This window comes from Colwellia sp. 6_MG-2023 (assembly GCF_030547765.1).
Lineage (GTDB): Bacteria > Pseudomonadota > Gammaproteobacteria > Enterobacterales > Alteromonadaceae > Colwellia.
In genome coordinates, this window is the sequence record NZ_JAUOPP010000007.1 from 87829 (window position 1) to 102724 (window position 14896).

Annotated in this window: 12 protein-coding genes and 1 pseudogene; 5 read left to right on the plus strand and 8 right to left on the minus strand. The window is 38.0% G+C overall.

The window, feature by feature from the left end; genetic code table 11:
- Positions 1-13: 13 nt before the first annotated feature.
- Entirely contained in the window at positions 14-709 is a 696-nt protein-coding gene (locus tag Q4503_RS06485) for a hypothetical protein (protein ID WP_303601750.1), read from the minus strand.
- Between the two features lie 91 nt (positions 710-800).
- On the minus strand, positions 801-2009 hold the full coding sequence (gene hutI / locus Q4503_RS06490; RefSeq protein WP_303601791.1) for an imidazolonepropionase: 1209 nt from the start codon (positions 2007-2009) through the stop codon (positions 801-803).
- Positions 2010-2265: 256 nt separating this feature from the next.
- On the opposite strand from hutI, the gene hutC reads away from it, so the two are divergent.
- The 3 genes from hutC to hutH are packed head-to-tail and all read left to right on the plus strand — an operon-like array spanning position 2266 to position 6283.
- Entirely contained in the window at positions 2266-2994 is a 729-nt protein-coding gene (hutC, locus tag Q4503_RS06495) for a histidine utilization repressor (RefSeq protein ID WP_215974197.1), read from the plus strand.
- A 39-nt stretch (positions 2995-3033) separates the two neighbouring features.
- Positions 3034-4737 (plus strand): urocanate hydratase, encoded by a 1704-nt coding sequence (gene hutU / locus Q4503_RS06500; protein WP_303601751.1) that lies wholly within the window; start codon positions 3034-3036, stop codon positions 4735-4737.
- 1 nt (position 4738) lies between these two features.
- Positions 4739-6283, plus strand: a complete 1545-nt coding sequence (gene hutH, locus Q4503_RS06505; RefSeq protein WP_215974195.1) for a histidine ammonia-lyase — start codon at positions 4739-4741, stop codon at positions 6281-6283.
- Between the two features lie 75 nt (positions 6284-6358).
- On the opposite strand, the gene Q4503_RS06510 is transcribed toward hutH, so the two are convergent.
- The 4 genes from Q4503_RS06510 to Q4503_RS06525 form a co-directional block, all read right to left on the minus strand.
- The gene (locus Q4503_RS06510) at positions 6359-7300 is read right to left on the minus strand and encodes a tRNA-dihydrouridine synthase (protein WP_303601752.1); all 942 of its coding nucleotides are present in this window, start codon (positions 7298-7300) and stop codon (positions 6359-6361) included.
- Between the two features lie 371 nt (positions 7301-7671).
- Positions 7672-8532: an NAD(P)-binding domain-containing protein gene (locus Q4503_RS06515; RefSeq protein WP_303601753.1), complete on the minus strand. Its 861-nt coding sequence runs from the start codon at positions 8530-8532 to the stop codon at positions 7672-7674.
- 11 nt (positions 8533-8543) lie between these two features.
- Positions 8544-9026: a nuclear transport factor 2 family protein gene (locus tag Q4503_RS06520; RefSeq protein WP_303601754.1), complete on the minus strand. Its 483-nt coding sequence runs from the start codon at positions 9024-9026 to the stop codon at positions 8544-8546.
- Positions 9023-9952 (minus strand): bifunctional GNAT family N-acetyltransferase/hotdog fold thioesterase, encoded by a 930-nt coding sequence (locus Q4503_RS06525; RefSeq protein WP_215974191.1) that lies wholly within the window; start codon positions 9950-9952, stop codon positions 9023-9025. Before Q4503_RS06525 ends, Q4503_RS06520 begins: the two co-directional genes overlap by 4 nt.
- 61 nt (positions 9953-10013) lie before the next feature.
- Between Q4503_RS06525 and Q4503_RS06530 the strand changes: the two genes are divergently transcribed.
- The gene (locus Q4503_RS06530) at positions 10014-10796 is read left to right on the plus strand and encodes a hypothetical protein (RefSeq protein WP_303601755.1); all 783 of its coding nucleotides are present in this window, start codon (positions 10014-10016) and stop codon (positions 10794-10796) included.
- A 115-nt stretch (positions 10797-10911) separates the two neighbouring features.
- On the opposite strand, the gene Q4503_RS06535 is transcribed toward Q4503_RS06530, so the two are convergent.
- Positions 10912-11769: a hypothetical protein gene (locus Q4503_RS06535; protein ID WP_303601756.1), complete on the minus strand. Its 858-nt coding sequence runs from the start codon at positions 11767-11769 to the stop codon at positions 10912-10914.
- Positions 11770-11991: 222 nt separating this feature from the next.
- Complete coding sequence (locus Q4503_RS06540) at positions 11992-14184, minus strand: M3 family metallopeptidase (protein ID WP_303601757.1); 2193 nt, start codon at positions 14182-14184, stop codon at positions 11992-11994.
- A 264-nt stretch (positions 14185-14448) separates the two neighbouring features.
- Here Q4503_RS06540 and Q4503_RS06545 point away from each other — a divergent pair.
- A pseudogene (locus Q4503_RS06545) lies at positions 14449-14880 on the plus strand (transposase); the annotation flags it as partial.
- Positions 14881-14896: the final 16 nt, after the last annotated feature.

Consider the following 14896-nt stretch of genomic DNA (forward strand, 5'->3'; position numbering starts at 1 on the left):
CTAATATCCTTCATTATTCATAGTCTGACAAAAAATCGAAATCATCATCACTTTCTTGTACAGGTATTCCAGCCATTTCATTCTTTAATTTAAACGAAAACTGTGAATTAGGTGCAACGCTTACTTCTTTAATCATACGATTATCTGTATTGTTCATTTGCGGATGCCAGACAACAATTTTATATTTTCCTAATTCAGTAATATCAAAATAAGCATATCCTTGTGCATTTGTTTTGGCAAAGTAAGGAGTATTAACGACTAATAAAAATCCACTCATCCAGTCATGAATATTGCAACCCATAGCAACTTCAGCAGGTTGGGTAAATTCAACCGAAGCATTGGTTTCTCCTGATTTAATTTTAAATGAAAATTTATTCTCACTTCCTGCTGAATATATATGGTGAGTTATATCATCTTTATTAACAAAATTAACATTGGAATCGACTTGAGAAACGCTAATATAGGGATCGAAGGCTCTGCCTTCTTGATTAATGACTAAGGGCTCTGACTTATGCCCTAGCTTTTGTCCTTCAAGAGGTTCAAGGTATACTACAAGGTCTTTTAATGCCTGCCCAGTATTACTTTCAACAAAAATTTGTACACAATTTTTGTTCGAACTAGCATCGTTACAACGGTTTTCACTGTAGCCTTTGGTAGATAGCAATGCTAGCCCCAACAACAGAAATAACTTAATACTCTTATTATTCAAGGAAGTACCTTAGTATAAATTAATTGAACCTATTATATTAAGTGTATACCAAAAAGGTCAGGTTACGAATAGTTCTTTTAAACTAATATCACTAAATCACTTTATCCCCATTCTGTACCAAAGCGCTTAATGGATTAACACCAAATTGATAACATAGTTCTGCCGGTTGAGTTATATTCCACAGCGCTAAATCAGCATCAAAACCAATCGCAAGCTTCCCTTTTGTTGTTGATAAACCTAATGCTTTAGCGGCATTACAAGTAACCCCAGCAAGTGCTTCACTTGGCGTTAATCTAAATAAAGTACAAGCCATGTTTAACATTAATAGAATGGAACAAAGAGGTGAAGTACCAGGGTTAACATCGGTAGCTACAGCCATCGCTACGCCATGTTTTCGTAATAATTCAATTGGCGGTAATTGTGTTTCACGTAGAAAGTAAAAAGCCCCTGGCAATAATACCGCTGTCATATTCGCGGCACTCATTGCCTTAATACCTTGCTCGGATAAAAATTCCACATGATCAGTTGATAACGCATTATATTTGGCGGCTAACTCAGTGCCGCCTAGATCAGATAGCTGCTCAGCATGAGCTTTGATTGATAATCCATGTTTTTTTGCAGCATTAAATACTTTTTCTGTTTGCGCAAGGTTGAACCCAATACTCTCACAAAAAACATCTACCGAATCTGCTAGTTTTTGTTCTGCAATAATAGGGAGCATTTCATCACACACTAAATCAATATAACCATCGGCATTATCCTTATACTCTGCTGGTAAAGCATGGGCTCCTAAAAAAGTACGTTTAACCGTTATAGGTAAAGTTTTCTCTAATTGTCCGGCTACTTTTAACATTTTCACTTCATTAATAAGATCCAAACCATAACCTGACTTAATCTCAACAGTTGTGACCCCTTGTTGATGAAGTGCAGTTAACCTTGGTAGTGCACTCGCCAGCAATTCCGCTTCAGTGGCGGCTCTAGTGGCTTTAACTGTGGAAATAATACCGCCACCAGCCTCTGCTATTTCTTGATAACTTTTTCCTTGTAAACGCATTTCAAATTCATTGGCACGATTTCCTCCATAAACAAGGTGAGTATGGCAGTCAATTAAGCCCGGCGTTAACCACTGCCCTTGCCCGTCAATCACTTTAACATCATTTTTATTATAATGAGGTAAATCGTCTGCCTTGCCCAACCATACAATTTTGCCATGACTAATTGCTAACGCTCCATCAAGGATTTCACCATAGTTATTCTTAGCATTACTTTGAGCGCCATTGCTTTCATGGTCACAGGCCATAGTCGCTAAATTGACATTAAGCCACAGTGTTTGCCATTTACTCGGATTAGTTTCTAAGCTATTTGTTACTGCTGAATTCGTTGCTGTTGAAGAAGGAGTCATTAATAATCACCAAAAATTTACGCATTAATTGCGAATAACTCTAGCCGAGAAAAAGTAAATTAGCAATAGTTGTATATACAACTATTGCTTTAAAAGAGGAATTATGAGAACGTATATATAAGGTAAATCATACTTAAAATCGATTGGCGATATCATGGGCGAGACAAAATCAAAAAACAATAAAAAACCAGCTAAATATAGTGTTATAAAAAAACATATCTGCCATAAAATAGAATCAGGACAATGGCCTCAGCATTATAAAGTTCCCTCAGAAAATGAACTTACACAACAATTTGATGTAAGTCGTATGACTGCTCGTAGAGCGCTACAAGAATTAACTGAACAAGGGATCCTTGTTCGCGCCCAAGGCTCAGGCACCTTTGTGGCGACTTTTAAATCACAATCATCCCTGTTAGAAATTCGTAATATTAGTGACGAAATAAACGAGCGTGGTCATAAACATCATGCACAACAGCTTAAACTTGAACCTGTAGCCGTGACTAAAGAAGTCACTATTTTATTAAATTTAAAAAACAATGAACAAGTGTTCTTTTCTCAAGTTTTACATTTCGAAAATAATCAACCGATTCAATTAGAACAACGTTACGTTAATGCTAGTTTAGTACCTGAATATTTATTGCAAGACTTTACTCATATTACACCCCACGAATATTTGTCGGATGTTGCACCATTAACGGAAGCAACTCACGAAGTTGAAGCTATTTTAGCAACGGATGATGTTTGCCAGTTGCTCGACATAGATAACCACATCCCTTGCTTGCAAGTAAAACGCAGAACTTGGTCAAGTAAAGGCGTGGTGAGTTTAGCCATATTAACAACACCGGGCAATAAATACCGACTAGGTAGCCACCTCAAGTTTTAATCCTAATTATAAAGCGATTCAAAGTAATAAAGAGATAACATGACTATTAATACAACTAACACAACCAAAACTGACTTACGCCTTGATACCTCAAGAAGAATTCGCGCTGATCGTGGTACTAAAATCACGACAAAAAGTTGGTTAACAGAAGCGGCAAAACGCATGTTAATGAATAACTTAGATCCAGATGTTGCTGAACATCCGCAATCATTAGTTGTTTATGGTGGTATCGGTAGAGCAGCACGTAATTGGGCATGTTACGACAAAATTATTGAAGTACTGAATCGCCTTGAAAATGATGAAACTTTAATGGTGCAATCAGGAAAACCTGTAGGTGTATTCAAAACCCACGAAAATGCACCACGTGTATTAATTGCTAATTCAAACCTAGTACCGAATTGGGCTAACTGGGAACATTTTAATGAATTAGATAAGAAAGGCCTAATGATGTACGGCCAAATGACAGCCGGATCTTGGATTTACATTGGCTCGCAAGGTATTGTTCAAGGTACTTATGAAACCTTCGTTGCTATGGCAAAGCAACACTTTGGCGGTAGCGCTAAAGGCAAGTGGGTATTAACCGGTGGTTTAGGCGGTATGGGTGGTGCGCAACCACTGGCAGCAACTATGGCAGGTTTTTCAGCCTTAGTGGTTGAATGTGATGAAACACGCATCGATTTTCGTATAAAAACCCGATATGTTGACAAAAAAGCAAAAACTTTAGACCAAGCATTAGCTATTATTAATGAAGCCAACGCAAAGGGTGAAGCAATTTCAGTTGGTCTATTAGGTAATGCCGCAGACATTTTTACTGAATTAGTAAAACGTGGTGTAACACCTGATGTTGTTACCGACCAAACTTCAGCTCATGATCCCCTTAATGGTTATTTACCTCAAGGTTGGAGCATGGAGCATGCCGCTGAAATGCGTTTAACCGATGAAGCTGCAGTAGTTAAAGCCGCTAAAAAGTCGATGGCTGTGCAAGTACAAGCGATGCTTGATTTGCAAGCTGCAGGTGCGGCAACAACAGATTATGGCAACAATATTCGTCAAATGGCGTTAGAAGAAGGTGTAACCAACGCATTTGATTTCCCAGGTTTTGTGCCTGCTTATGTTCGCCCATTATTCTGTGAAGGTATTGGACCTTTCCGTTGGGTTGCCCTTTCTGGTGATCCTGAAGATATCTATAAAACAGATGCCAAAGTAAAAGAACTTATTCCTGACAATCCACATTTACATAACTGGTTAGATATGGCACGCGAACGTATCGACTTTCAAGGTTTGCCTGCTCGAATCTGTTGGGTTGGTTTAAAAGATAGAGCACGTTTAGCCTTGGCATTTAACGAAATGGTTAAAACTGGCGAGCTTTCAGCTCCTGTTGTTATTGGTCGTGATCATTTAGATTCTGGCTCAGTTGCGTCACCAAACCGTGAAACGGAAAGCATGTTAGATGGCTCAGATGCTGTTTCAGATTGGCCACTACTTAACGCTTTATTGTCAACCTCTGGTGGTGCAACTTGGGTTAGCATACATCACGGTGGTGGTGTTGGTATGGGCTTTAGTCAACATTCTGGCGTGGTTATTGTCGCTGATGGCACTGATGACGCTGCCAAACGTATTGGTCGTGTGTTGTGGAATGACCCAGCAACAGGTGTGATGCGTCATGCAGATGCAGGTTACGATATCGCTATAAATTGTGCCAAAGAGCAAGGCTTAGACTTACCAATGATCAATGAGAAATAAAATGAACCCAATCACTGAGTTAAATATTATCCCTGGCCAACTCACACTAGCACAATTACGCAGTGTGAGTCGTTACGACGGCATACACTATAAATTAGATGAAAGTGCTTTTAATGAAATAAATAAAAGTGCCGAAGCCGTTCAACAAGTCATTAAAGATAATCGTGTCGTTTATGGTATTAATACTGGTTTTGGTTTGTTAGCAAGTACCCGTATTAAAAACGAAGAATTGGAGCTATTACAACGCTCTATTGTACTTTCACATTCAGCAGGTTTTGGTGAATACATGGAAGATACTACCGTAAGATTAATGATGGTATTAAAAATTAATTCATTGTCTCGTGGCTATTCCGGTATTCGTTTAGAAGTCATTCAGGCATTAATTACTTTACTAAACGCACAAGTTTACCCCTGTGTACCTAAAAAAGGCTCTGTTGGCGCTTCGGGCGACTTAGCGCCACTTGCACACATGGTTTTACCTTTATTAGGTGAAGGCGAAATGTCATACCAAGACCAAGTAATTCCAGCAACAGAAGGATTAAAAATTGCAGGTCTTGAACCGATAACATTAGCAGCCAAAGAAGGTTTAGCACTACTTAATGGTACACAAGCTTCAACAGCCTTCTCTCTTGAAGGTTTATTTCATGCCGAAGACTTATACGCTGCCGGTACCGTTATTGGGGCAATTTCAGTCGAGGCTGCGCTAGGCTCTCGTGCACCGTTTGATCATCGTGTGCATTTTGTTCGTGGTCAAAAAGGGCAAATTGATGCGGCAATGGCTTATCGTGCAATATTAACGGATAGCTCTGAAATATCACAATCACATATTGATTGTGAAAAAGTGCAAGACCCTTATTCATTACGCTGCCAACCACAAGTTATGGGTGCTTGTTTAACGCAAATTCGTCAAGCAGCAGAAGTACTTCACGTAGAAGCCAATGGCGTTACCGATAACCCTTTAGTTTTTGCTAACGAAGGTGACTTTATTTCCGCTGGTAACTTCCACGCCGAACCTGTTGCGATGGCTGCTGATAATTTAGCCTTAGCAATTGCCGAAATCGGCTCATTGTCTGAACGTAGAATGGCCCTATTAATTGATTCAAGCTTAAGCAAGTTACCACCATTCTTAGTCGATAATGGCGGCGTAAACTCTGGCTTTATGATTGCACAAGTGACAGCTGCTGCATTAGCATCAGAAAATAAAACCTTAGCGCACCCTGCTTCTGTCGATAGTTTACCAACATCGGCAAACCAAGAAGATCATGTGTCTATGGCTTGTTTTGCTGGGCGTCGTTTAGCGGATATGAGCGAAAATACGAATGGAGTGCTTGCTGTTGAGTATTTAGCTGCCGTGCAAGGATTAGATTTTAGAGCACCACTTAAAGGGTCGGCAATAATTGAGCAAGCTAAAGCCATGTTACGTAAAACCGTGAGCTTTTATGATCAAGACAGATACTTTGCCCCTGATATTGTTGAAGCGTCTGGAATTATCAGTGAGGGTGACTTAAACCAATTTATGCCTGAGCAGTTACTGCCAAGTTTCTAAACCACCTGAACTCGGTTTAATAATCTTATTATTGCTATTCTTTAGCGACAAAGCGGGAAATAAATCAGCAAGCGATTAGTTACATGAGAGTGTATCTATTATCGCTTGTGCTGTTTTAAGGGTACGAACTTCTTGAAATAAAGTATCAGCTTCTGTGTATTCTAACTTTAAGTATTTAAGCCATTGTTTAATTCGGTTCGGGTAATATTTGCTTTTATCACCGTAGGTTTCACAACGCGTATAATCAACCAGTAACTTTTGCACTTCAGACCATGGCATAACATTAGCTTGTTCTTTAATAACTTGCGCTAAATTAGGCATCATTAAAGCACCGCGACCTACCATTATATCCTGACAGCCTGATACTTCTCGGCACTTTATCGCGTCATTTAGGCTAAAAATATCACCATTAGCAATGACAGGAATATTAATGCTTTGTTTTATTTTACCAATCCATTCCCAGTGTGCAGGTGGTCGATAGCCTTCTACTTTTGTTCTAGCATGTACTGTTAGTTCATTGGCGCCAGCGGCTTCAACAGCTTGGGCATTTTCTATCGCTAGGCTTTTATCTTCATAACCAAGGCGGATTTTAGCACTTACAATAGTTTCTTCAGGAACCGATTTTCTAATAGCACTAACGATTTGATAAAGATTTTCGGGATCTTTTAATAATATTGCGCCACCACGGTTGTTATTCACCATCTTGGAAGGACAACCAAAATTAATATCGACACCATGTGAGCCAAGTTCAATTACTTTAGCAGCATTATCAGCCATACATGTCAGGTTTTGGCCTAATAATTGTACACGTACAGGCGTTCCTGCTTGGGTAGTAGAGCCATAAACGTTCGCATTATTTAGTTCAGGACAATAACGCAAAAAAGCTTTTTCTGAAATAACCTGATCAACTACGCGTATAAACTCAGTAATACATAAATCGTAACCACCAACCTTAGTCAGTAATTCACGCATTAAATGATCAAGAACACCTTCCATAGGTGCTAACACAACTCGCATAGTTACTTAGTCTTCTTGGTTATATTATTTACATAGTCGTCGGGCTTAACATTCAAATTCCCTTTAGACTTATTCTTGATATAGTTACTTATTAGCCAACACACAAATGTCGTAGCTGTGGCAATAAATAAGTGAACGAATATGGTAAGAAGCTGAGTGTTTTCTTTCCACAAAAAAACTGGCCCACGATAAGTAAAAAAAACTAAATCCAGCACTGATATATGTAACCAAATAAGAACAAACAATAATTTTAAACGATGGCGTTCAAGAAAGGTTTTAGAAAATAATTTCAAACGATAAGCCAATAACAGATGATTAACGCCATTATACTTAATCCATTTAAAGATGCGAGTTTCAGCTTACTTGTTCACTTAAGTATTCAACCAAGCAAGTAAATCTGGGTAGAAAAATTGATAGCCTAAAGCACGTTGAGTTTTATCACCCAACACCATTTTAGTCGCTTCGTTTTTATTTTGTTGTTCAACAGCAGGTGGCTTTAAACCTAATGATTTTGCCGCCACTTGATAATATTCTGCTTTAGTAACATGTGTATCACTAACTCCCGTAAAAATAGCTGGTGCAACGGTCTGCTCTAGCAATGCTGCAATTAGGCCAACAGCGTCTTGTTGATGGATTAAATTAACCGGAGCCATAGCATTGCTTAACATTTTATTCGCTAAAATAAATTTACCTGGATGACGATCTGGACCAACTAAGCCTGCCAATCTCAGCACAATTCCTTGCTTAGCTGCTGATGCAGGCTGGTGCTTAGAAAAGCTTAATACTGCTTGCTCAGCCGCGTTCAATATTTTTACTTTTTCTATTGTTAAATTAAGTACGCTATCTTCATCAACGTCACCGTCTAATCCGTCATAAACTGCCGTACTCGATAATAGAATAATACGCTCAACCACACCAACTTGTTGTGCCGTATTCACTAGTTGAGCTATTTTTTCAGCGTAATCTACTCGCCCTTGCCTAAGCTGTGGGGTAATGGCAATAACCAAGCTTTGCATGGTAAACACGTCATGGCGAGCAAGTATTGCTGCATCTGTAGGTAGGACTAATTGCTGAGTATTAATGGATTGCAGATTTAACTTATCAACATTTTCTTGCTTACTACTTGTCGCCAGCACTGTAATGTTTTGCTTAATTAACGTTTGCGCTAACGCTTTCCCTAACCAACCACAACCAATAATGCCAACAGAATATTTACTGTTAAATTCATTCATATCTTTAACCATTATTGTGTTTTCTGATAAGTTTGGATTGTTTCAGTTACCTGCTCAACAATATCGTTTGGCACTAACAAAGTTAAATTATACTGACTTATTTTCCAGCCCTGATCTGTTTGGACTAATACGCCCGATCCTCGACAATAGCCATATTTTTTGTTTTCTAAAACCTCATCAAAAAAAGCGACTTTATGCTGACTTAACAGACTAACATTTCTTTCTTTAGCTATATATACCCAGCCTTTTCCTTGATTAAAATACGGTAAAACAAAATCAGTAAATTGCGTTTTTGTCCAACGCTCGGTAGCGTCTGTACCTAAAAATATAGCGTCATCAGTCAGTAGATTTAAATATAGTTTAGCATTTGCATCGGCTGCAGCTTGATGAAACTCGCTTAATACCTTATCGATAGCTTGTTCTTCTTTAGCATGCTGCGCTTGTGCAACAAAACTCATGCAGGTAAATATTACCCATAAATATTGAATTTTCATTGTATTTCCTTTTCTTGTTTACATGTTGGCAAAATAAAGTAACTACCAGTAAATGTAGCAGCAATATTCTCACCACAATAGACCTTTGCTACGAGATTAATACGCGCTTTTTTACCTTGTAACAAATTATCAAATTGTCCTGAAACGTCTTGTTCCACTACTTGCCCGTAGGCTAACTCTTTAATAGGAGAATGATAACGAATATTAGCCTCAGCCAAAACAATATCGCCGTTTAGATGAGCATTGTTTTGTTGTTGCTCTTGTAGCGCCAAATAAACCCAGCCCCACCCAGTTAAAGTTGCTAAGGTATAAATACTGCCAGCAAACATTGTGTGATGTAAGTTCTGATTAAAATCGGCATTGCAAATTGTGATTAATTTAGTGCCATCGTAATAGCTTATTTGTAAATCCATCGCTTTACTTAACGGAATGGTTTTATGCCAAATAGCTTGTAAAGCCTCTGCTTCTGCTACTTTATGTTGAGTTGCAGCAACTAAATTTTTAACCATAGTATAATGCTTAACATCTGCAAAAAGTGTATGGGAATAGCCTTGTACTTGATAACCTAGTTTTTGATAAAATTTGATTGCACTTTCTCTAGCATTTAACGTTATTTCACTCATACCTAATTGAGTAGCTTGCGCTTCTAGGTTGTTAACTATTTGTTGACCTAATCCTAGCCCCTGAGAATTATCATCAACAGCCATAAAGCGAATTTGTCCCTGCTTTTCAGTAACTCTTTCTAAGCGCCCAACAGCCAGCACATTATCTTGCTCATCAACAACCATTCGATGAATACCGTATTTTTCATGTGCATCTTGCTCACTTCCAAGCACTTGCTGCCATGGTTTCCTTAATATTTTCCACCGTAAATGGTAATATTGCGAAAACTCCGCTGCTGTAATAGGTGCTCTTAAGGTGTACATTGTCTATCCTTATTATTTATTTTAGTAATAGTTGTTCTTTTCATTAACCCATTGGAGAATTATGCAATTAGCAAAGCACGTTGCACAAGGAAAATTAACTTATTTGAGTCAAGACAAAGAAGCTATATCAGTAAACGAGAATGAACACTATCGTTGGCTTGCTTTTGGCTGTAGCAATGAGCATAGCGAGCAAGTGATTCAAAGCGTCATGCTTAAGCGTAAACCTTGGAAATTAACCCTGCCTCACCAAACAGCAATGATGTTACCGTTATTGTTTTTTAAACCTAAAAGCATGATTGAACTTGGTTTAGGTGGCGGTAATATTCAGCGCTTTATTCACCACATATCAAACAACATTAACCTACAGAGTATTGAGCATAGCAGCACAGTAATAGATTGCTTTAACCAATATTTTAATCCGCAAAATAACCAAGCTAACTTAGTGTACAACGATAGTAAAAAATGGCTACAAGAGAATACTCGTGATTATGATTGGTATGTTTGTGATGTTTATCAGCAAGAAATTCAAAGTTACAATAATACGGTCGATCAATTAGAGCATTTAACGGCGAATATAACGCCTAACACGTGTTTGTCTATCAATTTACCTGACGCCACTGATTACGAAGTTAATTTATTATTAACGTTATTAAAAGAGCTATCTTCAGATCATGAAATTGTTTATTTTCATATACCGAATTATTTAAATATTGTTATTCATTTGATTCCAAAACAATGGCATATCTATAAACGCATTAAACGAAATAAATATAGTTATTTACCGAAAAATATTTTTTCTCGATGGAAGCAGTTTTGGCAACATGGTAAAAAACTACCGGATTAAAGCCTGAATTGGTTAATATTACCTGATTAACATTAACTGAGTAGCGTTAACTTGCCATTGATTCGCATTAATGAAAAATGGCAGGTTAATAAGAGCAAACAGTCTAAAACACTAATTATCGTTTGGTAGGATTAGTTAAATTAATACCTTTACTCATATAAAGGTCGTCATACGCCAAGCCGCCATTACCATAAGGCTTTTTATGTGATCCCGTATTAGTATTTGCAACAAAAGAAATTAAGGCCAGCTCTCTTTTCATTCTAAATGCGGCATCTTTGTAGACTAAGGTTTGTTTGGTAAATTCACCGCCTTGTAGATAAACATCATAAGATTGGCCTCCTTGCTCGGTTCGACTGTTATTGACGACATACCAAATTTGATACCACGTATTCGTTTGCATAGGGTTGGCTGAACGCCCTTCTCGGAAATTTTGCACCTTGCTATACTGTCGGTACTTGTTATCGCTGTCTATTTTCACCATTAAAGTACCATCATTTTTAAAGCCATTCGACTCAAATTTATCAGTAACTCTTAATGTCGGCTCAAATGCATTATAACCGGCGTCTTTAACCTGTGCTGGCGTTAAGTTACTAATGCCAAAAGCATGGTTATTAGGAAAGCTTTCTAGCTGAATACGCGTATAAAAAGTATATGTATCTCCTACAGGGACAGGCTCTGGTAATGTTTTAATACTAAGTGCCTTACGGTTTCCGATAACGCCATCTTTGGCCGGTTTTTTAATCAGGTAATGGTTATTTTTCACCGTATCATTATCAAGACGAATTTCTGTTATTTGCGGCTTAGCAACATAAGGCTTAGTATTATTTTGCGTATCCGCATTCTGCCAGCCGCTTAAGGTTTGCTGCTCAAAGTTGTCAATTAATAACCAAGGGGAATTTTCTTGGCTAACGGAGCAAGCGCTGAGTAATACGGTAAAAGATATGATGAGTGATAACGCCAATAAATTTTTCATAAAAATGTTGTTAACCATCTTAATTATTCAAGTAAGTACTAGTCTAACAAATTTTAGCTAAATCAAAAAATGATGACATGTGTATCGCTAAATCATCTGCCAAATAATCTGCCAAATACAAGCAAGCAAAAACAAAAAACTCGCCGAAGCGAGTTTTTAATTCAAGACTTAACACTTAATTTTTATTTAAGCCGAGCTTAAATTGCTTAAACCTAGCTCAAGTTATTTGGTAACAGGGAAACCACGGTCACGCATTAATGCTTTTACATCAGCGTCACGGCCTCTAAAGGCACGGTAAGCTTCTGCTGGATCAACTGCGTTACGAACACTAAATAAATGTTCAACAAGTTTCGCCGCTACATCTTTATCATAAAAACCGCCTGGCGATTGTTCAAACGCTTCCGCCGCATCAGCCGTTAATACTTCGGCCCACATATAACCGTAATAGCTTGAAGCATAGCCTTCTGAACTAAATATATGACCAAATTGGGTTGAACGATGACGCATCACCATAGATTCAGGCATATTTAACGCAGCTAAGGTATCACGCTCAAATTTTTGTGCGTCTATACCGGTAGGGTCAACTGTATGGAATTTCATATCAACTAACGCTGACGCTAAGTATTCAGTTGTTTTAAAGCCTTCGTTAAACTTCGCAGCTTGTTTAATTTTTGTAATCAACTCTTTTGGCATCGGCTTACCCGTTTTGTAATGTACCAGGTAGTTGTTGATTACTTCATCCGTTGCTAACCAGTGCTCTAACAGCTGAGATTGAAATTCAGTGTAATCTCGAACGCCACCATTCAACGTTGGGTAGGCTACTTTTGCTGACAAGAAATGTAATGCATGACCAAATTCATGGAAGTAAGTTTCTGCATCAGACCATGAAATTAATGTCGGTTCGCCATCAACACCTTTAGTGAAGTTAGAGTTATTCGAAGACAATACATTGGTTTTACCATCAAAGGTAGTATAGCTACGGTAGGTTGTTGCCCACGCGCCTGAACGTTTCCCTTTACGTGCAAATGGGTCTAAATACCATAAACCAATATGCTCATTAGATGTTTTATCGGTAACTTCCCAAACACGAACATCATCATTAAAGACTGGCACAGAGCCATCTTTGATTTCGGTAAACTCAAAATTAAATAAACGGCCTGCTACGTAGAACATAGCTTCACGTAATTTATTCAATTGCAGATACTCTTTCACCTCAGATGAATCTAAATCGTACTTAGCTTTACGTACTTTTTCAGCATAGAAGCGGTAATCCCATGGTTCAATTTTTTCAATACCATCTTCTGCTTTACCAATAACTAACATGTCCTCAACTTCTTCATCAACACGTGCAATTGCTGCAGGCCATACACTTTCCATTAGTTTAATGGCATTTTCTGGCGATTTAGCCATACGATCTTCTAAACGCCAAGACGCATAGTTTTTATAGCCAAGTAAACCAACACGTTCATGACGAAGTTGTAAAATTTCCGCTATAGTCGCATTGTTGTCAAATTCATCACCATTGTTACCACGGTTATAATAGCTTTCCCATACTTTCTTACGAAGCTCACGCTCAGTTGAATAGGTTAGAAACGGGTCCATTGATGAACGTGTATTAGTAATAGCATACTGACCTTTATGATCACGTGCTTCAGCAGCAGAAGCCGCGCTGCTGATAATAGACTCAGATAAGCCACCTAATTGGTTCTTAGTTAAATACAATACATAGTTTTCTTCATCAGCTAAAACATTATCACCAAATTTTGTATGTAACTCGGCTAACCTTTGATTGATTTCTGCATAACGTTTCTTTGCATCACCATCTAACGTAGCACCATTTCGAGAAAACCCGTTGTAAGTTAGGTGTACTAAACGTTGCTGCTCTGGTGTTAAACTATTAACTTCATCACTATTATGAACAGCTTGAACGCGTGCAAAAAGTGCTTCATTTTGATTTATTTTAGAGAAAAATGCCGACAGTGTTGGTGCCATTTTCGCTTGAATTTCACGAAATTCAGCTGAAGATTCATTTGAGCGCCAAATGCCATAATAGGTGAATACTCGGGCTAAATCTTTTCCCGTTCTTTCCATTGCAACAATAGTATTCTCAAAGGTTGGTGCTTGTGGATTATTAGCGATAGCCTCAATTTCAGCCAAATTGATTTTCATCGCTTCTTGCATTGCTGGAATTAAACCAGCTAATGAAACTTTATCGAATGCTGGTACTCCTTGATAAGGACCTTCCCATTTCGCCAACAATAATGCTTTAGATTGCTCAACATCACTCGCATTTTCCGCTGCTGACATTACTGCTAGCTTACCTTCAGTTGCTGTTTTTTCAACAGTAGAGTTCGTTCCTGTACAGGCCATTAAAATACTTGATAATAAAAAAGTAGATACGATTGTTTTTTTCATAGTCATCTCGAGCTAGAGTGTGAATGCGTACAAAAAAGATAAGTTTTAATTAATAAAGATATCTTTTTTAATTAAAACAACATTAACAAGTATCTACCTATAAATAAATGGCTAGCGAAGGTATTCATCTTAAATTGTATGCGGTTAACCTTATTTGCTTTAAATGTACTTAGTTGTTTTATCAATAGTATTAAATCAAATAAATTTAAGCGACAAATTTAAACGACTGTCCTAGGTTAGTCTATTAAAGCCATTGAAAAACAGTTAAAAAATGAAGTGGAAGCAAACCCCTTAAACCAAATACTGTTAAGTATGCCTGGGGTTTGTTACCTCAATGCGTCAGCTTTCGTTGCTACAATAGGCAGTGACCAAGATTTCGCCAGCGCTAAAGACTTTGCAGTGTGGCTTGGAATAACACCAAAACAATTTGCCTCAGGTAACAAAAGTGTGATGGGAGGGATAAGTAAACGAGGCGGTCAATACCTACGTAAACAATTAATACATGGTGCTCGCGCTATCATTAGTCATGCAGGAAAAAAGCAAGATGCATTAAGCTTATGGATCACCCAATTAAGGGCAAGAAAAACGTTCAATTGCACCGCTGTAGCTATCGCACATAAATTAGCACGCATCATGTGGACATTATTACAAAAACAATGCCATTACACACCTCAATTGGTTAAGGATATGGCATGATTTATCACCCGTTTTA

Bases quoted from the DNA above. Each gene is read 5' to 3' on its own strand.
- Q4503_RS06515 (WP_303601753.1), bottom strand. From the start codon at position 8,532: ATGAATGAATTTAACAGTAAATATTCTGTTGGCATTATTGGTTGTGGT.
- hutH (WP_215974195.1), top strand. From the start codon at position 4,739: ATGAACCCAATCACTGAGTTAAATATTATCCCTGGCCAACTCACACTA.
- Q4503_RS06540 (WP_303601757.1), bottom strand. From the start codon at position 14,184: ATGAAAAAAACAATCGTATCTACTTTTTTATTATCAAGTATTTTAATG.
- hutI (WP_303601791.1), bottom strand. From the start codon at position 2,009: ATGGCCTGTGACCATGAAAGCAATGGCGCTCAAAGTAATGCTAAGAAT.
- Q4503_RS06525 (WP_215974191.1), bottom strand. From the start codon at position 9,952: ATGTACACCTTAAGAGCACCTATTACAGCAGCGGAGTTTTCGCAATAT.
- Q4503_RS06530 (WP_303601755.1), top strand. From the start codon at position 10,014: ATGCAATTAGCAAAGCACGTTGCACAAGGAAAATTAACTTATTTGAGT.
- hutU (WP_303601751.1), top strand. From the start codon at position 3,034: ATGACTATTAATACAACTAACACAACCAAAACTGACTTACGCCTTGAT.
- hutC (WP_215974197.1), top strand. From the start codon at position 2,266: ATGGGCGAGACAAAATCAAAAAACAATAAAAAACCAGCTAAATATAGT.
- Q4503_RS06535 (WP_303601756.1), bottom strand. From the start codon at position 11,769: ATGAAAAATTTATTGGCGTTATCACTCATCATATCTTTTACCGTATTA.
- Q4503_RS06520 (WP_303601754.1), bottom strand. From the start codon at position 9,026: ATGAAAATTCAATATTTATGGGTAATATTTACCTGCATGAGTTTTGTT.
- Q4503_RS06510 (WP_303601752.1), bottom strand. From the start codon at position 7,300: ATGCGAGTTGTGTTAGCACCTATGGAAGGTGTTCTTGATCATTTAATG.